The following is a 25123-nucleotide window of genomic DNA, read 5'->3' as shown; positions in this document are numbered from 1 at the left end:
AGCGTTCTCGATCACATGGGGAAAAAGGCGAGGGGCAGGGCCGGCGGGCGGGGTGCGGGCCGCGGCACGGGGCGGCGGGCGTTCCTGGTCGGCGGCACGGTCGCGGTGGTCGGCACGGTCGCGCTCGCGCGCGAGGAGCTGGCCCGCTTCTGGTGGCGGCTGCCGGGGACGGAGAAGGACCGGGTCGAGGGCGAGCTTGACCACAAGGGCGCCGAGTGGGCGGGGGCCTCGCGGGCGAACTGGCGGCGGGCCGACCGCCCGGACGACTTCGTGATCGACCGGGTGGTGATCCATGTGGTGCAGGGCAGCTATGCCACCGCCGTGAAGGTCTTCAAGGACCCGGGGCACGGGGCTGCCACCCACTACGTCGTCCGCAAGGACGGGCACGTCGCGCAGATGATCCGGGAGCTCGACGTGGCCTTCCACGCCGGGAACCGGGACATGAACGAGCGGAGCGTCGGCATCGAGCACGAGGGATTCGTCGATCGGCCCGAGGGCTTCACGACGGCGATGTACGAGGCGTCGGCGCGGCTGACGGCCGGCATCTGCGCCCGCTACGGGATACCGGTGGACCGGGAGCACATCATCGGGCACGTGGAGGTGCCGGGCACGGACCACACGGATCCCGGGCCGCACTGGGACTGGGACCGCTACATGCCGCTGGTGCGGCGGGAGCGGGCGAAGCTGCCGTCGGCCGGCTGAGACGCGCGGGAGGGGGGCGGGCGGGAGCGGGCGGCCGGTGGGTCGGCTCGGGCCGGGGTGGGGTGGGGTGGGGGCGGCGGGCGTCACCGGCCGGGCGGACCGGCGGGTGTGACCGGCCCCGCGGGACCGGCGGGCGTCCCCGGCCCCGGGGCGGACCGTCGGGTGTGACCAGCCCGGCGGGACCGGTGGGTGTGACCAGCCCCCGGGCGGACCGGTGGGTGTGATCGGTCAGGCCGGGGCCGGTGGGTGTGAGGGTCAGCTGAGGCCGGCCGTGCGGGCGCGTTCGACGGCGGGGCCGATGGCCTCCGCGACGGCCGTCACGTCCTCCTTGGTGGAGGTGTGGCCGAGGGTGAAGCGCAGGGTGCCGCGGGCGAGGTCCGGGTCGGTGCCGGTGGCGAGCAGCACGTGGCTGGGCTGGGCGATGCCGGCGGTGCAGGCGGAGCCGGTGGAGCACTCGATGCCGGCGGCGTCGAGGAGCAGCAGCAGGGAGTCGCCCTCGCAGCCGGGGAAGGTGAAGTGGGCGTTGGCGGGGAGCCGGTCGACGGGGTCGCCGCCGAGGATGGCGTCGGGGACGGCGGTCCGGACGGCGGTGACCAGCTCGTCGCGCAGGGCGCCGATGGCGCGGGCGAACTCCTCGCGGCCCTCGGCGGCGAGCCGGCCGGCGACGGCGAAGGCGGCGATGGCGGGCACGTCGAGGGTGCCGGAGCGGACGTGGCGCTCCTGGCCGCCGCCGTGCAGGACGGGTACGGGGGTGTACTCGCGGCCGAGGAGGAGGGCGCCGATGCCGTAGGGGCCGCCGATCTTGTGGCCGGAAACGGTCATGGCGGCGAGCCCGGAGGCGGCGAAGTCGACCGGAATCTGACCGAAGGCCTGGACGGCGTCGGCGTGCAGGGGGATGTCGAACTCGGCGGCTACGTCGGCGAGTTCGCGGATCGGCATGAGGGTGCCGATCTCGTTGTTGGCCCACATGACGGTGGCGAGGGCGACGGATGCGGGGTCGCGCGCGATCGCCTCGCGCAGGGCCCCGGGGTGCACGCGGCCGTGGCGGTCGACGGGCAGGTACTCGACGGTGGCGCCCTCGTGGCCGGCGAGCCAGTCGACGGCGTCGAGGACGGCGTGGTGCTCGACCGGGCTGGCCAGGACGCGGGTGCGGCGCGGGTCGGCGGCCCGTCGGGCCCAGAAGAGGCCCTTCACGGCGAGGTTGTCGGCCTCGGTGCCGCCGGAGGTGAAGACGACCTCGCTGGGCCGGGCCCCGAGCGCCCCCGCGAGCGTCTCGCGGGCCTCCTCGACGGTCCGCCGGGCGCGACGGCCGGCCGCGTGCAGCGAGGAGGCGTTGCCCGTGACGGCGAGCTGGGCGGTCATCGCCTCGATCGCCTCGGGCAGCATGGGCGTGGTCGCGGCGTGGTCGAGGTAAGCCATGGTGGGAACGATTCTACGAGGCGGCGCGGGTGTCTCCGTCGCCTGGCCGGATCCAGTATCCGGTTCGCTTTCGGATATCGGATCCGATGTGTGTCTGGACATGGGATCCGGTGCGCCTTCGGAGGGCCTTCGGATGTTGGATTTTGGATCCAGTAGCCCTCGGGATAGGGGATACAGGATCCAGATGCCCCTTCGGATCTGGGATCCGGTTCACCTGTAGAGAGCGGCGGTCTCCATGGCGACCTCCGCGACGTAGGCGCGGGCCTCCGGTGGGGCCAGGACCTCCAGACTGGCGCCCATGGCGAGCAGCGGGCGGAGTTCGCCGAGTTCCGCGAAGCCCAGTTCGAGGGTGGTCCACTCCTCCCTCGGGTGCGGCGGGGGCGGGGCGGTGAGCCGGTCGCCGTGCAGGCGCAGGAAGCGGTCGTAGCGGTCGCGGTGGACGCGGGCGGTGACGGTGATGTCCGCCGGGCGGTGCTCGACGCGGGTGCGCAGGAGGTCCCAGACGTCGGCGAGTTCGACGCCGGGCCGGCGCCGGACGGGCTCGTCGAGGAGCTCGGCGCGGTGGACGCGGTCGGCGCGGAAGAGCCGGGGTTCGGCCTCGTGGTCGGCGACGAGGTACCAGACGCCGGCCTTCACCACGAGTCCGTACGGGTCGACGGTGTACGTCTTCGGCGCGGGAGCCCCGCTGCCGCGGTAGGTCAGGGCGAGCCGGCGGTCGGCGAACACGCCCCGGTTGAGGACGTCGAGGTCGACGTCGGCGCGCGGCCCGCTCATCCAGCGGTCCGGATCGACCAGGATGCGGCGGCTGGTGAGTTCGGCGGCCGGCCGGTGCGGGGCGGGCAGGGCGGCCATCACCTTGCGCAGCGCCGAGCCGAGTGCCTCGTCGAGGCCGAGCGCGGCATGGGCGCCCTGGGCGGCGAGGACGAACAGGGCCCGTGACTCGTCGGCGGTGAGCCCGGTGACGTCGGTGCGGTAGCCCGGGAGCAGCGCGATGCCGCCGTGCCGTCCCCGCTCCGCGTACACCGGTACGCCGGCGGCGGAGAGCGACTCGACGTCCCGGTAGATCGTGCGCACCGACACGTCGAGCCGTTCGGCGAGCTCGCTCGCCGGCACGAGCCTCCGGGTCTGGAGGAGCAGGAGCAGGGAGAGCAGCCGGTCGGACTTCACCCACCGGACTCTCTCACGCCCCGCTCACACGAGTCAGCCGCGCGGGGCGCGGGCCAGTTGGCGGGACTGGGCGACCAGGCGGTCGGCGCTGTCCCAGACCTCGGCGTCCTCCTCCAGGAAGCCGCCCGCGAGGTTGCGGGTGGTGATGGACACCCGCAGCGGGCCGGGGGCCGGGCGGCAGCGGACGTGGGTGGTCAGCTCGACGGTGGGTGTCCAGCCCTTGAGGCCCAGCTCGAAGGAGGTCGGCGGCAGGGCGTCGACCGTGAGGAGCAGGGAGAGCGGGTCCGGTTCGCGGCCGTCGGCCAGGCCGAACCAGCCGCGCATCTCGCCCTTGCCGGAGGGAGCCCCGATGGCCCAGCCGACCGTCGCCGGGTCGAGCCGGATGTCGAGCCGCTCGGTGATGGCGGACGAGCCGGGGATCTGCGGGGTGGGCCCGTCGGAGGCGCCGAAGCACTGGTCGATCGGGGCGATCTCGGGCGGGGTCGCGGAGGTGCGGACCTCGTCGGGGAGCGCGTCGAGGTCTCCGTACGAGGCGAGCACACGGATCCGCTCGACCTCGGTGCCGTCCTCGGCGTACTGGAGGAGGGACGCCTGGCCGGTGGAGAGGGTGCGTCCGGTGCGGACGGTCTCGGTGCGGATCACGGCGGGGCCCGGCACCGAGGGCGTGAGGTAGTGCGCCGAGATGGTGAACGGGTCCGGGTGCGGCAGGTGGTCGCCGAGCGCGCGACCGAGGAGGGCGAGGAGGTAGCCGCCGTTGACGGCGTGGATGATCGTCCAGCCCGCGGAGAGTTCGGCGTCGTAGACGCCGGGGGCGCGGAGGGTGACGGCGGTGTCGCGGTCGAACTCGCTCGTCGCGTCGGTGCCCGTCGTCACGCGCGTGGTACCGCTCGCCGTCTCGATGCTGCTCGTACTCATGACGGCGACGGTACAGGATTTAGCTACTGAGCGGTAGCTTTTTCGGGCTCCTCGCGGGCGGAGGACCGCCGGTTCCAGGCGCGGGGCGCGCGCCAGTGGTAGCGCATCGCGAGCAGCCGCAGGACGAACGCGGTGAGGACGGCGGCGGCGCTGGTGTACGCGTTGAGCACGTCGAACCGGATGCTGAGCACGACCATCGTGGCGCCCACGATCGCGGGGACGGCGTACAGGTCCCGGTCCCAGCGCAGCAGCGACGGCACCTCGTTGGCGAGCACGTCGCGCAGGACGCCGCCGCCGACGGCCGTGGCGAGGCCGAGCGCGGCGGAGGAGGTGAGGCCGAGGCCGTAGTCGTACGCCTTGGTGGTGCCGGTCACGCAGAACAGACCGAGACCCGCCGCGTCGAAGACGTTGACGGCGGCCTGGGTGCGTTCGACCTGCGGGTGGAGGAAGAAGACGAGGACCGTCGCGACGAGCGGCATGAGGAAGTAGCCGAGGTCCGTGAAGGCGGCCGGGGGCACGGCGCCGATGATGAGGTCACGGAGCAGGCCGCCGCCGAGCGCCGTGACCTCGGCGAGGACGGCGATGCCGAAGACGTCGAAGTTCTTGCGGACGGCGAGGAGGGCGCCGGAGATCGCGAAGACGAAGATGCCGACGAGGTCGAGGGCGTGTTGGACGGAGGGATTGAACAGGTCGTGGAGCACGGGGCCATTGTCCCGGGTGGGGCGGGGTGGCGTGCGCGGCACGTGGGGGTGCGGGACGAGGGGTCTCCCCCACCCCGCCCCTCCCCGAAACCCTGACGGGACCGGGGGCTCCGCCCCGATCCCCCGAGGAGGCGCAGGCCTGGACCGGGCGCGGAGCGGAGAGCGGGACGGGAACCGTCCGCGCCCGCCGCCCGCGCCGACCTCCACACCCGCGGGCCCACCACCGGCCTCACACCGGCCGTCGGAGCCGTATCGGCACCGCCGACCGTGGCCGGGCAGGGCCCGGCCCCCGGTCCGTCGTACGGCCCGGCTCGGGCCGCAGCGGCCCAGGGCCACGCCCGGCCGCTTCCGACCGCCGCCACCTGCCGGCTCCCCCGAGCCGGGCCGGTCCGGGAACCGCCCTCGCCCGCAGCGGCACCTGCGGCCCGCGCCGCCTGGCTCCGGCCCCCCGCCGGCCGGGGACGATCGACCTCCCCAGGGTCACCGAGCGGAAGAGTGCTCCCCGCGCCCGGACCCGTGCAAGGCCACGAACGCCGACGCCGAGGCCCCCGCAGCCAGGGGCTGCGGGGGCCTTGGGGAACGGCCAGGCCAGGGCGGCCCGGTGGGTCAGGCCTTCGAGGGGTCCGCCTTCGAGGGCTCCGGCTCCCCAACGGACTGCGGCTCCTCGCCGGGCTCCGGGTCCCCGGCAGACGGCGCCTGCGGCGCGTCCTCCGGGGCGCCGGCCTCGGCAGGTGCCTCAGCGCCCTCGGCGGCCTCAGCCTCACCGCCCTCGGCGGCCTCAGCCTCACCGCCCTCGGCGGCCTCCGGCCCGGCCGCGGTACCCGCCGCGCCCGTCGCCTTGGCACCCCCCGGCCCCGCACCGACCGGCCCAGCCTCCGCCGCGCCCGCCGACACCGCACCGACCGGTCCGGCCTCCGCCTTCACGCCCGCCGACCCCCCGTCGACCGCGTCCGCCCCCTCCCCCGGCTCCCCCGTCGCCTGTGCCGGAAGCACGACCGCCTCCGAGGTCGGGGTGATGCTCAGGGTGCCCTCGTGGATCTCCTTCGCGAAGTGGCAGGCGACCTTGTGGCCGTTGCCGGCGTCCCGCAGTTCCGGGCGGTCCGTGGCGCAGAGGGTGTCCTGCTTCCAGGGGCAGCGGGTGTGGAAGCGGCAGCCGGTCGGGGGGTTGGCCGGGGAGGGGAGGTCGCCGTGGAGGAGGATGCGTTCGCGGCGGTCCTCGACCTCCGGGTCCGGGACCGGGACCGCGGACATCAGGGCCTTGGTGTAGGGGTGCATCGGCTCCGCGTACAGCGCGTCGCTCGGGGCCTCCTCCACCAGCGAGCCGAGGTACATCACGCCGATGACGTCCGAGATGTGGCGGACCACCGCGAGGTCGTGGGCGATGACCAGGTAGGTCAGGCCCATGGACTCCTGGAGTTCCTCCAGGAGGTTGATGACCTGGGCCTGGATGGAGACGTCGAGGGCCGAGACCGGCTCGTCGCAGATGATGACGTCCGGTTCGAGCACCAGGGCGCGGGCGATGCCGATGCGCTGGCGCTGACCGCCGGAGAACTCGTGCGGGTAGCGGGACAGCGCGTTGGTGGGCAGGCCCACCTTCGCCAGGATCTCCCGGATCTTCTCCCGCCGCTCGTCCTGGTTCGCGCCGATCCCGTGCGCGGCCATGCCCTCGCTCAGGATCGACTCGATGTTCTGCCGCGGGTTGAGGCTGCCCAGCGGGTCCTGGAAGACCATCTGGAGCCGGCGGCGGAAGGAGCGCAGGTCCTTCTCGGAGAGCTTGGCCACGTCCGTGCCGTCGAGGACGACGGAGCCGTCCGTGAGGTCGACCAGGCGCAGCACCGCGCGGCCCAGCGTCGTCTTGCCGCAGCCCGACTCGCCGACCAGGCCGTACGTCTGGCCGGCCTCGACCGACAGCGACACGCCGTCCACGGCGTAGACGTGGCCGACCGTGCGGTCGAAGAGGATGCCCTTCTTGACGGGGAAGTGGACCTTCACACCGTCGAGTTCGAGCAGGCTCATGCCGGGACCTCCGTCGTGGCCAGGACCGGGTTGACGCAGCGGGCGCGGTGTCCGGCCTCGCGTGGTTCGGTCAGTTCGGGGGTGCCGGTGAGGCACTCCATCTCGTACCGGTCGCAGCGCGGGGCGAAGGCGCAGCCGTCGGCCCAGGCGATCTGGTCGTTGATGGACCCGCGGATCGGGTGGAGCGGTTCGCCGCGCGGGGCGTCGAGCCGGGGGATGGAGCCGAGCAGGCCGTGGGTGTACGGGTGCGTCGGGTGGGCGAACAGCTCGCGGCGGGCGGCGGACTCGACGACCTTGCCGGCGTAGAGCACGTTCACCTGGTCGCACAGGCCGGCGACGACACCCAGGTCGTGGGTGATCATCAGCAGGGCGGTGCCCTCCTGGTCCACGAGTTCCTTGAGGAGTTCGAGGATCTGGGCCTGGATGGTGACGTCGAGCGCGGTGGTCGGCTCGTCGGCGATGAGCAGGCGCGGGGCGCAGGCCACGGCCATGGCGATGAGGGCACGCTGCCGCATGCCGCCGGAGAGCTGGTGCGGGAACTCCTTGAGGCGGCGGGTCGGGTCGGGGATGCCGACCCGGTCGAGCAGGTGGGCGGCCTCCTTGCGGGCGGCCTCGCCCTTCATGCCCCGGTGGCGCTCGAGGATCTCGGTGACCTGGACGCCGATGGGGATGACCGGGTTCAGCGAGGACAGCGGGTCCTGGAAGATCATCGCCAGTTCGCGTCCGCGCAGGTCGCGCATCCTGGACGGGTTCAGCGTCAGCAGGTCCGTACCGTCGAAGTCGGCGCGGCCGCCGAGCGTGACGCCCTTGCCCGGGAGGAGTCCCATGAGCGCGAGGGAGGTGACGGACTTGCCGCAGCCCGACTCGCCGACCAGGCCGACGACCTGGCCCCGGTCGACGCCGAAGGAGACGCCGTTGACCGCCCGGACGTCCTTGCGGCCGCGGCCGCCGAAGGTGACGGTGAGTTCGTCCACGGTGAGCAGTGGCATGACATCAACCTCGCAGCTTCGGGTCGAGGGCTTCGCGCATGGCCTCGCCGAGCAGGGTGAAGCCGAGGGCCGTGATGATGATGCCGACCGCCGGATACACGGACATCATGGGCGCGTTGTCGAAGAACCGCTGCGCCTGGGTGAGCATGACGCCCCACTCCGGGACCGCCGGGTCGGGGTTGCCGAGGCCGAGGTAGGACAGCGCCGCGGCCTCGATGATGGCGGTGGCGAGGCTGAGGGTGGCCTGGACGATCACCGGGCTCAGCGAGTTCGGCAGGATCTGGGTGAGGACGATGCGCCGCTTGCGGATGCCGAGGGAGCGGGCGGCGAGGACGTAGTCGCTGCCGCCCTGGGCGAGCATCGAGCCGCGCAGCAGGCGGGCGAAGATCGGGATCTGTACGACACCGACGGCGATCATCACGGTGGTGAGGGACTGGCCCATGACCGCGGCGATCGACACGGCGAGCAGCAGCGAGGGCAGCGCCAGCATGATGTCGGTGACGCGCATGATCGCGTTGTCGAACCGTCGTCCCGCCTTCCCGCCGAGGGTGGCGGCGGCGCCCGACACGGCGCCGACCAGGGCACCGACGAGCAGGCCGATGAGCATGGAGACGACGCCGACGAGCAGCGTCTGGCGCGCGCCCACCAGCATCCGGGAGAACATGTCGCGGCCCAGGTGGTCCAGGCCGAACCAGTTCTCGCCGCGGGCGCCGACGAACTGGCCGCGGTTGGGGAAGACCTCGCCGCGCCAGGTCTGGTCGGTCGGCGCGTGCGGGGCGATCCAGGGGCCGACGATCGCGACCAGGACGAAGGCCGCGATGATCACGGCGCCGATGACGGCCATCTTGCTGGCGCGCAGCCGGCGCATCGCCTCGCGCCACAGGCTGGCGCCGCTCGCCGTCTCGGTCCTGGCGGTGAGCTGCGCGAGCCGGTCGATCTTGGACGTGTTGGTGGATACCAGGCTCATCAGTGCACCCGCACCCTCGGATCGATGACGCTGTACGCGAGATCCACCAGCAGGTTGATCAGGACGTACACCATCGCGATGAACATGATGAAGCCGACGAGCACGGGGTAGTCGCGGGCGTCGATGGCGGTACGGATGAAGGAGCCGATGCCGCCGAAGGAGAAGACGGACTCGGTGAGGACGGCGCCGGACAGCAGGCTTCCGGTGAGCAGGCCGACGGCGGTGACCACGGGCAGCATCGCGTTGCGCAAAATGTGCCGGCCGCGCACGACCCGGCGCTCCAGGCCCTTGGACTCGGCGGTGCGGATGTAGTCCTCGCCGAGGACCTCCAGGACGCTGGCGCGGGTCATGCGCACGATGACCGCGAGCGGGATGGTGGCCAGCGCGATGCCGGGCAGCACCAGGTGCATGAGGGCGTCCCAGGCGGCGTCGAACTCGCCGGTGAGCACGCCGTCGAGGACGGCGAAGCCGGTCACGCTGGTGGCGTCGAGGCCGGTGGACTGGCGGCCGTAGGTGCCGAAGATGCCGCCGAAGGCGCCCTTGAGCAGCTGGGCCAGGAAGAAGACCGGGATGCAGATGCCGACGAGCGAGCCGGAGACGGAGGCCACGTCGAGCCAGCCGCCGCGCTTGCGGGCGGCGAGGTAGCCGAGCGGGATGCCGACGACGACGGCGATGAACATGGCGGCGAGGCTGAGCTCCACCGTGGCGGGGAAGCGCAGCAGGAACTCGTCCCAGACGGGCTGTCCGGTCTGCACGGAGGTGCCGAGGTCGAGTTCGAAGAGCCGCTTGAGGAAGCGTCCGTACTGGACGTAGAGCGGCTGGTCGAGTCCCAGCGCCCGGTTGATGCGCGCCACGTCGGCTTCGGTCGCCCGCTCGCCCAGGATCGCTGAGGCGGGTCCGCCGGGCAGTCGGTTCAGCCAGACGAAGAGCAGAACCGACAGGCCGAGCAGGGTGGGTATCAGCTGGAGAAGTCGTCGTACGACGAGTCGCAACACCCCGCGTGCCCCTTTCTTGCGTTGTACGGGAGTCGGATGCGGGTCCGCCCGGCCACGTGGTTTTCCGTGGCCGGGCGGACCTCAGGCGGTGTTTCCTCGGCTACTTGAAGGAGGCCTCGGCGAAGTTCTCCTGCGTCAGCGGGGAGACCTTCGGCGGGTTGACGTTCTTGCCGAACGCGATGGCGGGCGGCGAGGAGGTCAGCGGGAGACCGGGCAGGTACTCCATGATGGCCTCGTTGGCGGCCTTGTACAGGTCGGTGCGCTTGGCCGGGTCGCCCTGGAGCGAGCCCGCCTTGACCGCGTTGAAGACCTTGTCGTCCTTGAAGCCCCACTGCTTGTCGGGCTCGGCGAACCAGGTGCCGATGAAGTTGTAGCCGTCGTTGAAGTCACCGGTCCAGCCGAGCATGTGCAGGGCGCAGGAGCCGGCCTCGACCGCGTCCAGGTAGTCCGGGTTCCACTTCAGCGGCTTCGGGGTGACCTTGATGCCGGCCTTCTCCAGGTCGGCCTTGATCAGCTCGAAGATGTCCTGCGGCGCCGGCATGTACGGGCGGGTGACCTCGGTCGGGTAGCACATCTCGATGGAGAGGTTGCTCGCACCGGCGGAGGCGAGGAGCTGCTTGGCCTTGGCCGTGTCGAAGGGGTACTTCTTCACGTTCTCGGAGTAGCCGGCGACCGTGTCGGGCATGAACTGGGTCGCGACCTTGCCGCCCTCGGGCAGCTGCGTCTTGACGATGTTCTCGCGGTCGACGGCGTGCGCGATGGCCTGGCGGACCGCGGGCTTCTGCAGTGCCGGGTTCTTCGTCTGCGTCATACCGAGGTAGAGCAGGTTGAAGACGTCACGGGTCGGGACCTTGAAGCCGGCGCTCTCGAGGGTCTTGATGTCGGCGGGCGCGACCAGGTCGTAGCCGTCGATGTCACCGGCCTGCAGCGCCTGACGGCGGGCGTCCTCGGTGTCGATGGTGCGGATGACCAGGTTCTTCACCTTGGCCTTCTCGCCCCAGTAGTCGTCGAAGCGGGTCAGGGAGACTTCCTTGTTGCCCTTGTTCCACTTCGTGATCTTGTACGGGCCGGTGCCGGCGACCGTGCCGGCCTCCTGGCTGTACTTGGGGTACGTGATGGCGTCGCCCTTGGCGGTCGCCGCCTGCTTCTCGTACTCCTTGATCGCCTTCGGCGAGTGGATCGCGAGGGCCTGGAGGGAGAAGCCGCCGGGCAGGTTGGCGGAGGGCGTGAGGACCTCGATGACCGCCGTGTTCTCGTCCTTGGCCGTGCAGGACTTGTAGTTCGGCGGCGGGGCCTCCTTGTCCTCGTTCTTCGCGAAGCCACCCATGATGTCCTGCCAGTAGGTGGAGATCGCGCTGGACTGGTAGGTGCCCTTCCAGTTGAACCAGTGGTCGTAGTTCGCGCAGACCGCGGCGGCGTTGAACGCCTCGCCGTCGTGGAACTTGACGCCCTTGCGCAGGTTGAACGTCCAGACCGTGCCCTGGGGGTTGCTCGACCAGGTCTCGGCGAGACCGCCGACGAGCTTGCTGCCTCCCGACTCGTGCTCAAGGAGTGCTTCGAAGGCCTGACGGGTGACCCGGAAGGTCTCGCCGTCGGCCGCGAGGGACGGGTCGAGGGAGGCCGGGTCACCGGGGGCGCCGAAGACGAAGGTGTCCTTCGCCCCCTTGTCCCCGTCCTTGCCCCGCTCGCTCGCACAGCCGGTGGCGATGAGGCCGACCGTGAGGGCCGCCGTCAAAGCCCGGGCCGCCCGGGACTTGAATATTCGCATGGGTCCACCCCTGGGTCGCCATGTGTGGTCTTGACCGGCCGAACGCTACTGGCGAGTGACGCGGCAGAGAACAGTCCGCATAGCGGTGATACCAACCTGAGACCCGGACAGTTACCAAAACGGTCCGATGCGGGACATCGCAGCGCGCCCGGCGGAAAGCGGAGGCAAAACCTCAGTCTGGAAAGGGATTTCGGCCGGGTTTCGGCGACGCGTCCGGGGGTGGCGGGGGTGTTTCAGCGGTGTCGCGCGGGCGGGTAGCCGTATCCCGGCTGGTGAGACGGGGCGGCGAGGGGGGCGGTGTGCGGGGCCGCGTGCGCCTCGCGGTCGTAGAACGGGCGGGCGTGGGCGGCGAGCCACATCGCGACCGGGTCGTACGTGTCGGACATCGTCACCGTGGAGACGGGCAGGCCGTCGGGGACGGCGGCGACGGTCTGGAGCATCATCGCGCGGACCGCCTCGACGGAGGCGGGGGCGGAGTCGTACAGGTCGAGGCCGATGGCGAGGTACGGGGAGCCGAGCGCGGGCTGCACCCAGGCACGGCGCAGCGAGCGCACCGCGGGGGTGCGGTGGGCGTTCTGGGTGAGCAGGGCGTAGAACTGCGGGATCTCCAGGGCGGGCTCGGACAGCCGCAGGGGTCCGGCGGGCATGCGGTCCAGGCCGGTGGCGATGCGGCGCAGGTCGGCCCAGGGGATGCCGACGCCGCCGCCGGGGGCGTGCGGGTTCAGCCAGATGCCCCAGCGGTCGGGGTAGAGGGCGCGGGCGATCTCCAGGCCGGGGACGAGCTCGTGGGCGCGGTTCCAGCCGGAGGCGGCGAGCTCCTGGGCGGAGGTGACGCACGGGGCGTAGCCGTAGCCGTCGACCTCCATGTTCCCGTACTGGGCGTCGGGGGATCCGGGGGCGCCCTGCCACAGCAGCATCCAGACCTCGGAGCCGGCGAGGGCGTGCAGCAGCTGCTCGTAGGCGTCGTGGCGTCCGGGTGCCACCTGGCGCAGCATGTGCTCGACCTGTCCGGTCGCAGCGGTGCCTGACGCGCTCACCCTGGGTCCCGCCCCTCTTGTCGTACGGCCGTACGGCTCGGTTGTCTCGTCGCTCGGTTCTTGAATCAGTTCAGCTTAAACAGGGGGACCGTCACACGGCGGCGCGCTGGTAGAAGGGGCGCACCTTCTCCAGCATCCAGTCGGCGACCGGGTCCTGGGCCAGGTCGAGCAGGATGAGGTTGACCGGCCAGGCGACCTCGATCCGGCCGAGGGCGCGGCCGAGGGCGTCCAGCGGGGTGGCGGGGTCGGCTTCGGGGTGGGTGAGCTGGACGCCGACGAAGAGGGCGGGTTCGGTGCCCTCGACGCTGGCGAGGGCGCGGCGGGCGGTGGCGACCGTGCCGAGGGCCTCGAATTCGGCGGAGGCGGCGGCGAGGAAGTCGACCGGGTCGTCCTGCCAGTCGGGTTCGAAGAGGCGGACGCGGCCGCCGGTGGCGGGCCCGTCCAGGGGCGTCCGGCCGACCCGGCAGAGCTCGGCGACGGCGGCGGGGGGCAGCGGGACGCCGACGGTGCCGCCGGGGTTCACGGCGATGCCGAGCTGCGGGGGCAGGCCGCGGGCGAAGTCGCGGGCGGGGGCGACGGTGAACGACATGTGCTCGCCGACGCAGGCGAGGAACTGCTCGTGGGAGCTGAAGACGGGCACGTAGGCGGAGCCGTCGATCTCCAGGGTGGGCAGGTCGAGGTCGGGGCTGTCGGGGCCGCCGCCGTTGGGCAGGGGCACCCAGACGGGGCTGCGGCCGAGGACCTCGACCAGCCGGCCGCCGGCGGCGGGGTTGCCGAGCGAGGCGGCCAGCACTTCCTCGAGCTCATTGCCCGGCCACGTCACGTCCACGTTCTCGTCGTCCCCTTCCGGCCTTCCGGCACCTGCTGCTGCGGTCGGCCTGGTCCGCCGGACAGGCCATACGCACCTTAATCGCGGCACGCCGCCCCTGTGACCCAGAAGGACGCCGGGAGGGCGGGAGTGGTTCACGCCACGTCGTGGCCCGTCACGTCGCGGCCCTTCATGCCGTGGGCCGTCACGTCGTCGCCCGTCGCGTCCTCGCCCGCCGTCTCGCGGAACCCGATCCGGCGCAGGGCGTCGGCGGCGTCCCGGTCCAGCAGGGTGACCGAGGCGCAGCCGGGCGGCAGGGCGCCGCTCTCGGCGGTGCGCACCAGGCGGCCGACGGCGCGGCGGTGCCGGGCGAAGGCGTAGCCGGAGACGCCGCGGCCGCGGGCCCGCTGGCCGGCGCGGGCGGTGTCGGGGTCGACGTCGAGCAGGATCAGGTGGAGGGCGGCGCCGCGCCTGCGGGCCTCCCGGGCGAGCCAGCCGCGCACCCAGGACTGGGTGCCGCAGTCGTGGACGATCACCCCGGCGCCGGAGCGCAGGGCGCGGCGGAGGCCCGCGTAGTGGGCGAGGCGGGCGAGGGGGCGCCAGAGGGCGTACGGCAGGAAGCGGGGCAGCCGGGCCTCCCAGCGCTCGCGGGTGTGCTGCGAGTCGATGGCGCGGCCGGCCGCGGCGCGGTCCATGAGGGTGGACTTCCCGGCGCCGGGCAGCCCGGAGACCACGACGACGTCGCCGGCGGCGAAGGTCAGCACGCGGGGACTGCGGCCGCCGCGCTCGCGCAGGTCGCGCAGGATCCGGGCGCGGCGCCGGCCTCTGACCCGGTCGCGGGCGCGGGCTCGGGCGGCCGCCCGCTGAACGGGTATCCCGGGACTCGCCGCGTAGGCGCCGGTGCGCTGGATGGTCATCTCTGCTCCCCCTGTCGGGCCTGCCGGGACCCTGCCCACGAAGTGTAAAGAAACGGTAATGGGACACAAGCGATTTGCCCGGCGGACCCGCCGTGCAATGATGAGCGCCACGCGCTCGCAGCGCGCACAACCGCATACCGGCCGCTCGAATCCGCGCGGGAGAGTCCCGGGCCGCCAGGCGCAGTCGCGCCGAGCGTCCCCGGGCGCCGAAGGAGCAAGAACCTCCCTTGAATCTCTCAGGCCCCGTACCGCGTGGATGAGGCAGATCTGAAAAGCGGGCCGCACCTGTCGCGGCCCCACCCAAGGTGCAAGCCGAGGATGCCCTCGGTGAACCTCTCAGGTTCCATGACAGATGGGGAGGATCGTCCTCACCGTCATGTCATGTCGTGCCCTGCACGCCCTGGGACCCGGGAGCCACCCCATGAGCACTGCCCCCCGTCTGACCGCGCTCGATGCGCTGCATCGTTCACTGGGCGCGACCATGACCGACTTCGCCGGCTGGGACATGCCGCTGCGCTACGGCAGCGAGCGCGACGAGCACAACGCCGTACGGACCCGGGCGGGCCTCTTCGACCTCTCCCACATGGGCGAGATCACCGTCACCGGCCCGCAGGCCGTGGACCTCCTGGACTACGCCCTGGTGGGCAACATCTCCACCGTCGGCAACGGCCGCGCCCGCTACACGATGATCTGCCGCGAGGACGGCGGCATCCTCGACGACCTGATCGTCTACCGCCTCGGCGAGACCGAGTACATGGTCGTCGCCAACGCCTCCAACGCCCAGGTGGTCCTGGACGCCCTCACCGAGCGCGCGGAGGGCTTCGACGCCGAGGTCCGCGACGACCGCGACGCGTACGCGCTGATCGCCGTCCAGGGCCCGGAGTCCCCCGGCATCCTGAAGTCCCTCACCGACGCCGACCTGGACGGCCTGAAGTACTACGCGGGCCTGCCCGGCACCGTCGCGGGGGTGCCGGCGCTGATCGCCCGGACCGGCTACACCGGCGAGGACGGCTTCGAGCTGTTCCTGAAGCCGGAGCACGCCGAGGGCGTGTGGAAGGCGCTGACCGAGGCGGGCGCGGGCGTCGGCCTGATCCCCTGCGGCCTGTCCTGTCGTGACACGCTCCGCCTGGAGGCGGGCATGCCGCTGTACGGCCACGAGCTGACCACCGCGCTCACCCCCTTCGACGCGGGCCTCGGCCGGGTCGTGAAGTTCGAGAAGACCACCAACGAGGGCCGCTTCGTCGGCCGCGAGGCGCTTGAGAAGGCCGCCGAGCGCGCCGAGACCGCCCCGCCGCGCAAGCTGGTCGGTCTGGTCGCCGAGGGCCGCCGGGTCCCGCGGGCCGGCATGTCGGTGGTGGCGAACGGCGAGGTGATCGGCGAGATCACCTCCGGCGCGCCGTCCCCGACCCTGGGCAAGCCGATCGCCATGGCCTATGTGGACGCCGCCCACGCCACGCCCGGCACCGAGGGCGTCGGGGTCGACATCCGGGGCACCCACGAGCCGTACGAGGTCGTGGCACTGCCGTTCTACAAGCGTCAGAAGTGACAGACGACTGACAGGGATGTGCCAGAAGTGACGTATCCCTCAGCGATTCGTCTCATGGTGCATCTCACCTCGCAAGACCCGCGTTCATCAGCACTCCCCCGATCCAGGAGAATCAGGTCATGAGCAACCCCCAGCAGCTGCGCTACAGCAAGGAGCACGAGTGGCTGTCGGCCGTGGAGGACGGCGTCGCCACGATCGGCATCACGGAGCACGCGGCCAACGCGCTCGGTGACGTCGTCTACGTGCAGCTTCCCGCGGTCGGCGACAAGGTCACCGCGGGCGAGTCCTGTGGCGAGCTGGAGTCCACGAAGTCCGTCAGCGACCTGTACGCCCCGGTGACCGGCGAGGTCGTCGAGGCCAACCAGGACGTCGTCGACGACCCGTCGCTGGTGAACTCCGCCCCGTTCGAGGGCGGCTGGCTGTTCAAGGTGCGCATCGAGGCCGAGCCGGAGGACCTGCTCTCCGCCGACGAGTACACCGCCTTCACCGCCGGCTAACCGAGACCCCCCAGGGATCGAAACATGTCGCTTCTGAACACCCCTCTCCATGAGCTCGACCCGGACGTCGCCGCCGCCGTCGACGCCGAGCTCCGCCGCCAGCAGTCCACCCTCGAGATGATCGCCTCGGAGAACTTCGCTCCGGTCGCGGTCATGGAGGCCCAGGGCTCCGTCCTCACCAACAAGTACGCCGAGGGCTACCCGGGCCGCCGCTACTACGGCGGCTGCGAGCACGTCGACGTGGCCGAGCAGATCGCGATCGACCGGATCAAGGACCTGTTCGGCGCCGAGTACGCCAACGTGCAGCCCCACTCCGGCGCCTCCGCCAACCAGGCCGCCCTCTTCGCGATCGCCCAGCCCGGCGACACGATCCTCGGCCTGGACCTGGCGCACGGCGGCCACCTCACCCACGGCATGCGCCTGAACTTCTCCGGCAAGCAGTTCAACGTGGTCGCCTACCACGTGGACGAGGCCGGCCTGGTCGACATGGCCGAGGTCGAGCGCCTCGCCAAGGAGCACCGCCCCAAGGTGATCATCGCGGGCTGGTCCGCCTACCCGCGCCAGCTGGACTTCGCCGAGTTCCGCCGGATCGCCGACGAGGTCGAGGCGTACCTGTGGGTCGACATGGCCCACTTCGCCGGCCTGGTCGCCGCCGGTCTGCACCCGAACCCGGTCGAGTACGCGGACGTGGTGACCTCCACCACGCACAAGACGCTCGGCGGCCCGCGCGGCGGCATCATCCTGGCGAAGAAGGAGTTCGCGAAGAAGCTGAACTCCTCGGTCTTCCCCGGCTTCCAGGGCGGCCCGCTGGAGCACGTGATCGCGGCCAAGGCCGTCTCCTTCAAGGTCGCGGCCTCGGAGGAGTTCAAGGAGCGCCAGCAGCGCACCCTGGACGGCGCCCGGATCATCGCCGAGCGCCTGGTCCAGGACGACGTCCGCGAGCACGGCGTCTCCGTGCTGTCCGGCGGCACCGACGTGCACCTGCTCCTGGTCGACCTGCGCGACAGCGAGCTGGACGGCCAGCAGGCCGAGGACCGTCTCCACGAGGTCGGCATCACGGTCAACCGGAACGCCGTTCCGAACGACCCGCGCCCGCCGATGGTCACCTCCGGCCTGCGCATCGGCACGCCGGCCCTCGCCACCCGCGGCTTCCAGGCCGAGGACTTCCGCGAGGTCGCCGACATCATCGCCGAGACCCTCAAGCCCGGCTTCGACGCCGAGGCGCTGAAGGCCCGGGTGACCGCTCTGGCGGAGAAGCACCCGCTGTACCCCGGCCTGAAGTAATTTCGTACCCTTTTGTTGGTATGAAGCTCCGGGGCACCACGCACACTGGACAGTGAGCGCGGTGCCCCACCCCTTTACCGCCCCGCCCGCTCTTCCTGCTCGTTCTGCACCACCCCGGCAGACAACGGCGTCGCCCCCACAAGGAGTCCCCCGTGGCCATCTCGGTCTTCGACCTGTTCTCGATCGGCATCGGTCCGTCGAGCTCCCACACGGTGGGCCCGATGCGTGCCGCACGCATGTTCGCCCGCCGCCTGAAGAACGAGGGCCTGCTGGCCCACACCGCCGCCATACGGGCCGAGCTGTACGGCTCGCTCGGCGCCACGGGCCACGGCCACGGCACCCCGAAGGCGGTCCTGCTCGGCCTGGAGGGCCACTCGCCGCGCACGGTGAACGTGGAGACCGCCGACGACGAGTTCGAGCGGATCAAGGAGAGCGGCCGGATCAACCTGCTCGGCGCGCACGAGATCCCGTTCTCGTTCGACGACGACCTGATCCTGCACCGCCGCAAGGCGCTGCCGTACCACGCCAACGGCATGACGGTCTTCGCGTACGACGCCGAGGGCGCGCTGGTCCTGGAGAAGACCTACTACTCGGTCGGCGGCGGCTTCGTCGTGGACGAAGACGCGGTCGCCGGCGAGAACCCGATCATCCCGGACGACACCGTCCTCACGTACCCCTTCCGCACCGGTGACGAGCTGCTCCGCCTCACCAAGGAGACCGGCCTGTCGATCTCCTCGCTGATGCTGGAGAACGAGAAGGCCTGGCGCACCGAGACGGAGATCCGCGAGGGCCTGCTGGAGATCTGGCGGGTCATGCAGGCCTGCGTCTCGCGCGGCATGTCCCGCGAGGGCATCCTGCCCGGCGGCCTGAAGGTCCGCCGCCGCGCCGCGACCTCGGCCCGCAAGCTGCGCTCCGAGGGCGACCCGCTGGCGCACGCCATGGAGTGGATCACCCTCTACGCGATGGCCGTGAACGAGGAGAACGCGGCGGGCGGCCGGGTGGTCACCGCCCCGACGAACGGCGCGGCCGGCATCATCCCCGCCGTCCTGCACTACTACATGAACTTCGTCCCGGGTGCCGACGAGGACGGCGTGGTCCGCTTCCTCCTCGCGGCCGGCGCCATCGGCATGCTCTTCAAGGAGAACGCCTCCATCTCCGGCGCCGAGGTGGGCTGCCAGGGCGAGGTCGGCTCCGCCTGCTCCATGGCGGCGGGCGCCCTCGCCGAGGTCCTGGGCGGCTCCCCCGAGCAGGTGGAGAACGCGGCCGAGATCGGCATGGAGCACAACCTGGGCCTGACCTGTGACCCGGTCGGCGGCCTGGTCCAGATCCCGTGCATCGAGCGCAACGGCATGGCCGCGGTCAAGGCCGTCACGGCGGCGAAGATGGCGATGCGCGGCGACGGCAACCACCTGGTCTCCCTGGACAAGGTCATCAAGACCATGAAGGAGACCGGCGCGGACATGAGCGTGAAGTACAAGGAGACCGCCCGCGGCGGTCTCGCGGTGAACATCATCGAGTGCTGAGGCGGTAGGCGGCGCCGCGCGTCAGGGCAGGGCCTCAAGGCGGCGCCCCTCAGGGCAGGGCCTCAAGGCGGCTGCCGCCCCTCAGGGCAGCAGCCAGTGCGGGTCCGGTACGACGGTGAGCAGCGCCGAGAGGACCATGACGGCCGCGAGGACGCCCAGCTCGACGCGGGCCGGGGGGCGGGCGTCGCCGCCGGTCAGCATGCGGCGCCGGGCGGTCAGGGCGAGGAGCGCGGCCAGGCCGAAGAGGGCGAGCTTCACCAGCAGCACCCTGCCGTAGGCGGTGGTGAGGATCCCGTCGAGCGGGAGGCGGCGCAGGGTGGAGCAGGTGCCGGTGACGGCGAGGGCCGCGAAGACCCAGGCGGCCATCTTCGCGTACCGCATCAGCACGTCCCGGCCGCCGCCGCGCAGCCACATGGTGCGCAGCACGTGCAGCAGGGTGCCGAACCAGAGGGACGCGGCCGTCAGGTGGACGACGGTGAGGCCGACGCCGATCGCCGGGCTGTAGGACTCGGGGTGGGCGCGCAGGGCCTCCGCGCCGATCGCGACGGCGAGCGGCCCGAGCGCGAGGGCCGGCCGGCGGCCGGCGGCGCACAGGGCGGCCAGGGCGAGGGCGTTGGCGGTGACGAGCAGCAGCCGGCCTTCGCGGAGCCCGTACACGGTGGTCAGCTTCAGTCCGCTGATGGCGGCGAGGAGGATCAGGAGGCCGGCGGAGGCGGCGCAGCCGACGACGGCCGCGGGGAGGGACCAGCGGCGGGGCAGCGGCCCTTCGCCGGCGATCCGGACGCCCGCGATCTCGCCGATGTGGACGGCGAGGGCGGTGACGACGAGGAGCCGCAGCAGGGTGATGGTGCCGGCGGCGGGGATCTCCAGTTCGCCGGTGCCCGTCTGGGCGAGCGAGGCGCCGAGGAGGACGACGGTGAGGACGGTGGCTGCGGCGATAACGGCTGCCGTCAGGCGGCGGGTCGGGGTGCCGAAGGGCCCTGGGAGCGTCACCTCATGATCGTCACCGGGGGCCGGACGGGCGGCAACTCAACGGCGTGCGCATGGTCGTACGCCGCCGCCCGCCCGGCTCTGCCGGTCAGGCCTTGTCGAGGTGCGCCCAGAACTCGTCCCAGGACAGGACGCCGTCACCGTTGGCGTCGCGCTGCTTGATGAGCGCCTCGGCGACGGTCTCGGTCACGTTGAAGTCGCCCAGCTGGGCCATGACGCTCTTGTACTCGGCGGCCGTGATGAAGCCGTCCCCGTCCACGTCGAACTTGTCGAATGCCGTACGTGCCGACTCGATGTCCGCCACTGTTTCCGCCCCTTCTCGGTGCTTCGATGTCGGGGGCAAGATTAGCGGGCGCGGTCATACCGGATGATGGGGGTATGAGCAGCGAGGCCATGGGAGTGGCGGACATCCTGGCGGCGGCGGCCCGTGGGGTGTTCCCTCCGCCGGACGGGTCGACGACGATCGTGCGGCAGCCGAACGCCCGGGACGCGGGGGTGCTGTCGTTCACGGCGCACTCGGTGGTGTTCCTGGACGAGGATCCCCGGTGGATACGGGCGGAGCTGGCCGGGGCGTCGACGGACCCGCTCGTGGCGAGCATGACCCCGACGTTCCTGACGGCGCTGACGGCCCGCACGGGCCGGTATGTGAACACGATCGACCTGCTGACCGTCGCGGACGCGCTGCCCGGCGCCCCGGGGATCGAGCTGCGCGAGATCGAGGACCCGGAGCACCCGCGGGTGGCGCGGGCGCTGAAGTACCGGGACGAGGTGCGGGTGTGGGCCGCGGAGGGCGGGCTGCTGATCCTGGGCCGGGGCGTGGCGGGCCGCATGGAGGCCGCGATCGAGGTGGACGAGGGGGTACGCCACCGGGGCCTGGGCCGCGCGCTGGCGACGGCGGCCCGCCATCTGACCCCGGACCCGGTGGTGTGGGCCCAGCAGTCCCCCGGCAACGCCCGCAGCGTCCGCGTCTTCCAGGCGGCGGGCTACCGCCCGGTCGGCGCGGAGGCGCTGCTGGTGGCGCGCTAGGTACCTCGGGACCGCGTGGGCGAGTGAGCGCCCGGCTGGAACCGAGCCACAAAAACTAGCGGAACACTCCGGTGTGGCCGAGGGAGTAGCGGCCCGGCTGCGGGTAGACCGCCAGGCCGTGGGGGCCGCCGCCGACGGGGATGCGGGCCAGTTGCCTGCCGGTCGTGGTGTCGATCGCGTAGACCTCGGAGTCGTAACGGCCGGAGAGCCACAGCACCTTGCCGTCGGCGGAGACGCCGCCCATGTCGGGGGATCCGCCGTCCGGGAGCCACCACTTCTTGGTGAGCTTGTTCTGCTTGAAGTCGAAGACGGAGATGGATCCCTCGCCGCGGTTGGGGACGTACATCTCGCGTGAGTCGCGGGAGACGTAGAGGCCGTGGCAGCCCTTGCCGGTGGGCAGCAGGGTCGGGGTGGTGAACTTGTCGCCGTCGAGGACCCACATGCCGTGGGCCATCATGTCGGCGACGTAGAAGGTCTTTCCGTCGGGGGAGATCTTCACGTCCTGCGGCATGGCGCCGGCCATGGGCAGTTTCTGCTGGCCGATGACCTCCATCTTCTCGGTGTCGACCTTGAGGAGTTCGCCGGAGAACTCGCAGGAGACGATGAAGTAGCGCCCGTCGGCGGAGAAGTCGGCGTGGTTGACGCCGTAGCAGGAGACGGGGACGGTCTTCCTGCGTTCCATGGTGTGCGGGTCGCGGAAGACGAGTTCGCGGTCGAGCGAGGCCATGACGACGGCGTACTTGCCGTTCGGGGTGAAGTAGAGGTTGTACGGGTCGTGGACCTCGACGGGCTTGCCGGCGGCGCCGGTGGCGGGGTCGATCGGGGTGAGGGTGTGGCCGCGGTTGTTGTTGACCCAGAGGGTCTTCAGGTCCCAGGAGGGGACGACGTGCTGCGGCTGGATGCCGACGGGGATGGTCTCGATCACCTTGTAGGTGGCGGGGTCGATGACGGAGACGGTGTTGGAGTTGGTGTTGGGGACGTAGACCCGGGAGGGGAAGTCCTTGACGACCGGGGACAGTCTGTTCGGCCGGTCGGCGGCGTAGACGTCGTTCGGGTCGAGCGGCGGCGGCATACCGGGCAGCCCGGCGGGGACGGCGGATTTCGGTACGGCGGGGAGCCCGGCGGCCTTCTTGGTGCCGCCGCCGGTCTCGGCGGGGCGGGGGCCGCCGCAGCCGGCGAGGGCGAGGAGCAGGGCGGTGGCGGTGGCGGCGAGGGCGCGCCGGGTGCGCGGGGCGAGGGTCGGCATCAGGTCAGCAGCTCCGTGGTGGTCACCGCGGAGAGGCCGCGGCGGTCGAGGTCGGCGAGGAGGAGGGGCAGCGCGGCGACCGTGTCGGGGTAGCCGAAGTGGAGGCTCACCACCGATCCGTTGCGGATCTCCCGGGTGACGTTGGCGACGACGGCCGCGGGGCCGGGTGAGGTGAAGTCGAGGGAGTCGACGTCGTACGAGAGGACGTGGGGGTATCCGGCGCGCTGGGCGGCGCGGCGGACGGCCTCGCCGGCGTGCCGGGCGCGGGAGGGCCGGAACCAGGTGCCGATGGAGCCGGTGAGGCGGCGCAGCCGCCGGGCGCAGGCCTCGATCTCCGCGTGGGCCTCGGCCTCGGTCATGGCGGTGATGTCGAGGTGGCGCTGGGTGTGGTTGCCGAGGTCGTGGCCGCCGTCGAGGACGCGCCGGGCCATGCCGGGGTGGCGGTCGAGCCAGTCGCCGACGGCGAGGACGGTGAGGCGGGCGCCGGCCCGTTCGGCGTGGTCGAGGAGGGCGCGGGCGGTGGCGGGGTCGCCCTGGCCGTGGAAGGTGAGGGCGACCCGGGGCCGGTCGCGGGGGCCGGTGGTGATCTCGGCGGGGCGGCCGGGGTAGCGGCGGGGTGCCGGGGCGGCGAGGGGCGCGGGCGCGGGGCGCTGCGGCCTCGGGGCGGGGCGGTCCGTGCCGCAGGCGGTGGCGAGGGGCCCCGCGAGGGCGGCGGCCGCGCCGGCCCGGAGGGCGGCGCGGCGGTCGGTCGGCATCACGGGCACCATTTAAAGGGCGGTTCGACCGGAAGATGACGATTGAGCCGTTTCAGGACGTTTACGGGTCGCGCTCGGCCGTCCATCATGCGGACAGGGCGAAGAAACACCCGATGAACGCCATACTTATTCATCGTTTACAAGGTGGGTGCTCTAGGTCACCAACGATTCACCGGTAAACTGTCCGCGTATGTCCAGGTCTGACCCGGTAGGGACTTTTGGCACCGAGGCCACCCGTCTGCCATAGTCGGGGACACGGCCCCCATTGACCCGGGTTCAGGTCGTCAGAGCGGCCGTGGATACCACCCCCCTGATCCACGGCGCACCACACGGAAGCCCCCAGGCGCCTCATCACGGCGGACGGGGGCTTTCGTGCGTCCGGGGCCGGCGCTCCTGGCTCAGCGGTCGCTGACCCGCATCTCGAACCAGGTGGTCTTGCCGCGCGGGGCCAGGTCGACGCCCCAGCGGTCGGAGAGCTTGTCGACCAGGAAGAGGCCCCGGCCGCTGGTGTCGAGCTCGTGCACCGGCATCAGGCAGGGCAGGCCCCGGGAGGGGTCGCGCACCTCGACGCGGATCCAGCCGCGGCGGCGGAGCATGCGCAGGGCGAAGACGCGGGCGCCGGTGTGCCGGACGGCGTTGCCGACGAGCTCGGAGACCAGCAGGACCGCGTGCTCGGAGATCTGCGGCGAGAGCTGCCACTGGCGCAGCACGACCCACTGGGTGAGCCGGCGGGCGACCGCGGCCGACTCCGGGCGGGACGGCAGCCGGACGTCCTCCTCGGCCGGGTTCCCGTACAAGTGCAGTGCTTCCGCGGCCTGTTCGTCCTCGGCGGCCGGTACCCACCGTGCGGCGGTCGCCCCGCCGTGCTGCCGCGGTTGATCCATACCCTCCAGGCCCGCCATGCCTCCCATCATGGCCGCACGGAGCCGGGCGCGGGGCCGTTCCGGGGGATTCGACCCCCCGGAACGGGCAATTCCACGGGAATGCCTCCGGCACATGCCGGTGTCAGCGGACGCATGTCCGAAGTGCGGGGAGATCAGACGAACTTGGCCTTGCCCGGGCCCTCCTCGACGAAGCTGCGCATCCCGCGCTCCCGGTCCTCGGTGGCGAACAGGCCCGCGAACCAGGTGCGCTCGATGGCGAGCCCGGTGTCGATGTCCGTCTCCAGGCCCTGGTCGATCGCCTCCTTCGCCGCGCGCAGCGCGATCGCCGGGCCCTGGGCCAGCTTCGCGGCCCAGGCGTGCGCCTGCTCGTACACCTCGGCGGCCGGGACGACCCGGTCCACCAGGCCGAGCCGGAGCGCCTCGTCCGCCTTCACCATGCGGCCGGTGAAGATGAGGTCCTTGGCGGTGGAGGAGCCGACCAGACGGGACAGGCGCTGGGTGCCGCCGGCGCCCGGGATGAGGCCGAGCAGGATCTCGGGCTGGCCGAGCTTGGCGTCGTCCGCGGCGATCCGGTAGTCGGCGCACAGCGCCAGCTCGCAGCCGCCGCCCAGGGCGTAGCCGGTGACGGCCGCGACGACCGGCTTGGGGATGCGGGCGACCGCGGTGAAGGAGTCCTGCAGGGCGCGGGACCGCCTGACCATGGCGGCGTGGTCCATGACCTGCATCTCCTTGATGTCCGCGCCGGCCGCGAACACCTTCTCCCCGCCGTACAGGATCACGGCCCGCACGTCGTCGCGGTGCGTCGCCTCCTCGGCCAGCTCGCGCAGCCGGTCCTGGGTGGCGATGTCCAGGGCGTTCATCGGGGGACGGTCGAGGCGGATCGTGCCGACGCCTTCGGCGACTTCGAGGTTCACAGTCATGGAGGGAAGGTTAGTGGGCGTTAACGACAACGGACCCGGTGCTGTTGCTCA

General features: G+C 72.1%; 24 protein-coding genes and 1 riboswitch. Of the genes, 6 read left to right on the top strand and 18 right to left on the bottom strand.

Going from position 1 to position 25123, the window contains the following annotated elements; genetic code table 11:
• The first annotated feature begins 15 nt into the window (after positions 1-15).
• On the top strand, positions 16-702 hold the full coding sequence (locus ABTZ91_RS08305; protein WP_352076399.1) for an N-acetylmuramoyl-L-alanine amidase: 687 nt from the start codon (positions 16-18) through the stop codon (positions 700-702).
• 255 nt (positions 703-957) lie between these two features.
• On the opposite strand, the gene ABTZ91_RS08300 is transcribed toward ABTZ91_RS08305, so the two are convergent.
• The 12 genes from ABTZ91_RS08300 to ABTZ91_RS08245 all read right to left on the bottom strand — a co-directional run bounded on the left by ABTZ91_RS08300 (position 958) and on the right by ABTZ91_RS08245 (position 14401).
• The gene (locus ABTZ91_RS08300) at positions 958-2121 is read right to left on the bottom strand and encodes a cysteine desulfurase family protein (RefSeq protein WP_352076325.1); all 1164 of its coding nucleotides are present in this window, start codon (positions 2119-2121) and stop codon (positions 958-960) included.
• A 210-nt stretch (positions 2122-2331) separates the two neighbouring features.
• A complete protein-coding gene (locus ABTZ91_RS08295; RefSeq protein WP_352076324.1) occupies positions 2332-3288 on the bottom strand; it encodes a WYL domain-containing protein in 957 nt (318 codons plus the stop codon).
• Between the two features lie 33 nt (positions 3289-3321).
• Entirely contained in the window at positions 3322-4203 is an 882-nt protein-coding gene (locus ABTZ91_RS08290; RefSeq protein ID WP_352076323.1) for a thioesterase family protein, read from the bottom strand.
• Positions 4204-4226: 23 nt separating this feature from the next.
• Entirely contained in the window at positions 4227-4904 is a 678-nt protein-coding gene (locus ABTZ91_RS08285) for a trimeric intracellular cation channel family protein (RefSeq protein ID WP_345485480.1), read from the bottom strand.
• Between the two features lie 606 nt (positions 4905-5510).
• Positions 5511-6920: an oligopeptide/dipeptide ABC transporter ATP-binding protein gene (locus tag ABTZ91_RS08280; RefSeq protein ID WP_352076322.1), complete on the bottom strand. Its 1410-nt coding sequence runs from the start codon at positions 6918-6920 to the stop codon at positions 5511-5513.
• Positions 6917-7909, bottom strand: a complete 993-nt coding sequence (locus ABTZ91_RS08275; RefSeq protein WP_352076321.1) for an ABC transporter ATP-binding protein — start codon at positions 7907-7909, stop codon at positions 6917-6919. The genes ABTZ91_RS08280 and ABTZ91_RS08275 overlap by 4 nt, the downstream gene beginning before the upstream one ends.
• Before the next feature lie 4 nt (positions 7910-7913).
• Positions 7914-8876 carry an ABC transporter permease gene (locus tag ABTZ91_RS08270; RefSeq protein ID WP_352076320.1) on the bottom strand — a complete coding sequence of 321 codons (963 nt, stop codon included), beginning with the start codon at positions 8874-8876 and terminating at the stop codon, positions 7914-7916.
• On the bottom strand, positions 8876-9871 hold the full coding sequence (locus ABTZ91_RS08265) for an ABC transporter permease (protein WP_352076319.1): 996 nt from the start codon (positions 9869-9871) through the stop codon (positions 8876-8878). The genes ABTZ91_RS08270 and ABTZ91_RS08265 overlap by 1 nt, the downstream gene beginning before the upstream one ends.
• A 100-nt stretch (positions 9872-9971) precedes the next feature.
• Positions 9972-11639, bottom strand: a complete 1668-nt coding sequence (locus ABTZ91_RS08260; RefSeq protein ID WP_352076318.1) for an ABC transporter substrate-binding protein — start codon at positions 11637-11639, stop codon at positions 9972-9974.
• A 233-nt stretch (positions 11640-11872) separates the two neighbouring features.
• Positions 11873-12676 carry an enhanced serine sensitivity protein SseB C-terminal domain-containing protein gene (locus tag ABTZ91_RS08255; protein ID WP_352076317.1) on the bottom strand — a complete coding sequence of 268 codons (804 nt, stop codon included), beginning with the start codon at positions 12674-12676 and terminating at the stop codon, positions 11873-11875.
• Between the two features lie 91 nt (positions 12677-12767).
• Positions 12768-13505 carry an enhanced serine sensitivity protein SseB gene (locus ABTZ91_RS08250; RefSeq protein ID WP_352076316.1) on the bottom strand — a complete coding sequence of 246 codons (738 nt, stop codon included), beginning with the start codon at positions 13503-13505 and terminating at the stop codon, positions 12768-12770.
• Between the two features lie 134 nt (positions 13506-13639).
• Positions 13640-14401 carry an AAA family ATPase gene (locus tag ABTZ91_RS08245; protein WP_352076315.1) on the bottom strand — a complete coding sequence of 254 codons (762 nt, stop codon included), beginning with the start codon at positions 14399-14401 and terminating at the stop codon, positions 13640-13642.
• A gap of 146 nt (positions 14402-14547) precedes the next feature.
• Positions 14548-14662: riboswitch (glycine riboswitch) on the top strand.
• Between the two features lie 160 nt (positions 14663-14822).
• Between ABTZ91_RS08245 and gcvT the strand changes: the two genes are divergently transcribed.
• From gcvT to ABTZ91_RS08225, 4 genes are all read left to right on the top strand, one after another.
• Complete coding sequence (gene gcvT, locus ABTZ91_RS08240) at positions 14823-15947, top strand: glycine cleavage system aminomethyltransferase GcvT (protein WP_352076314.1); 1125 nt, start codon at positions 14823-14825, stop codon at positions 15945-15947.
• Between the two features lie 119 nt (positions 15948-16066).
• The gene (gene gcvH / locus ABTZ91_RS08235; protein WP_352076313.1) at positions 16067-16444 is read left to right on the top strand and encodes a glycine cleavage system protein GcvH; all 378 of its coding nucleotides are present in this window, start codon (positions 16067-16069) and stop codon (positions 16442-16444) included.
• Positions 16445-16468: 24 nt separating this feature from the next.
• The gene (gene glyA, locus ABTZ91_RS08230; protein WP_345485492.1) at positions 16469-17728 is read left to right on the top strand and encodes a serine hydroxymethyltransferase; all 1260 of its coding nucleotides are present in this window, start codon (positions 16469-16471) and stop codon (positions 17726-17728) included.
• Positions 17729-17880: 152 nt separating this feature from the next.
• Positions 17881-19251, top strand: a complete 1371-nt coding sequence (locus ABTZ91_RS08225; RefSeq protein WP_352076312.1) for an L-serine ammonia-lyase — start codon at positions 17881-17883, stop codon at positions 19249-19251.
• Between the two features lie 81 nt (positions 19252-19332).
• On the opposite strand, the gene ABTZ91_RS08220 is transcribed toward ABTZ91_RS08225, so the two are convergent.
• A complete protein-coding gene (locus tag ABTZ91_RS08220; protein WP_352076311.1) occupies positions 19333-20244 on the bottom strand; it encodes a CopD family protein in 912 nt (303 codons plus the stop codon).
• 85 nt (positions 20245-20329) lie between these two features.
• Complete coding sequence (locus ABTZ91_RS08215) at positions 20330-20545, bottom strand: EF-hand domain-containing protein (protein ID WP_352076310.1); 216 nt, start codon at positions 20543-20545, stop codon at positions 20330-20332.
• Positions 20546-20619: 74 nt separating this feature from the next.
• Here ABTZ91_RS08215 and ABTZ91_RS08210 point away from each other — a divergent pair, with 74 nt between their 5' ends.
• Positions 20620-21267 carry a GNAT family N-acetyltransferase gene (locus ABTZ91_RS08210; RefSeq protein WP_352076309.1) on the top strand — a complete coding sequence of 216 codons (648 nt, stop codon included), beginning with the start codon at positions 20620-20622 and terminating at the stop codon, positions 21265-21267.
• Between the two features lie 55 nt (positions 21268-21322).
• Here the strand turns inward: ABTZ91_RS08210 and ABTZ91_RS08205 are convergent, their stop codons facing one another.
• From ABTZ91_RS08205 to ABTZ91_RS08190, 4 genes are all read right to left on the bottom strand, one after another.
• Entirely contained in the window at positions 21323-22513 is a 1191-nt protein-coding gene (locus ABTZ91_RS08205; protein ID WP_352076308.1) for a hypothetical protein, read from the bottom strand.
• On the bottom strand, positions 22513-23268 hold the full coding sequence (locus ABTZ91_RS08200; protein WP_407077917.1) for a polysaccharide deacetylase family protein: 756 nt from the start codon (positions 23266-23268) through the stop codon (positions 22513-22515). The genes ABTZ91_RS08205 and ABTZ91_RS08200 overlap by 1 nt, the downstream gene beginning before the upstream one ends.
• A 398-nt stretch (positions 23269-23666) precedes the next feature.
• Positions 23667-24170: an ATP-binding protein gene (locus tag ABTZ91_RS08195; RefSeq protein WP_352076306.1), complete on the bottom strand. Its 504-nt coding sequence runs from the start codon at positions 24168-24170 to the stop codon at positions 23667-23669.
• Between the two features lie 134 nt (positions 24171-24304).
• Positions 24305-25072, bottom strand: coding sequence for an enoyl-CoA hydratase-related protein (locus tag ABTZ91_RS08190; protein WP_352076305.1), 768 nt, complete (start codon positions 25070-25072; stop codon positions 24305-24307).
• Between the last annotated feature and the right edge of the window lie 51 nt (positions 25073-25123).

This window comes from Streptomyces sp. NPDC126499 (assembly GCF_040302485.1).
GTDB lineage: Bacteria > Actinomycetota > Actinomycetes > Streptomycetales > Streptomycetaceae > Streptomyces.
This window is presented reverse-complemented; position numbering and strand designations above follow the sequence as displayed.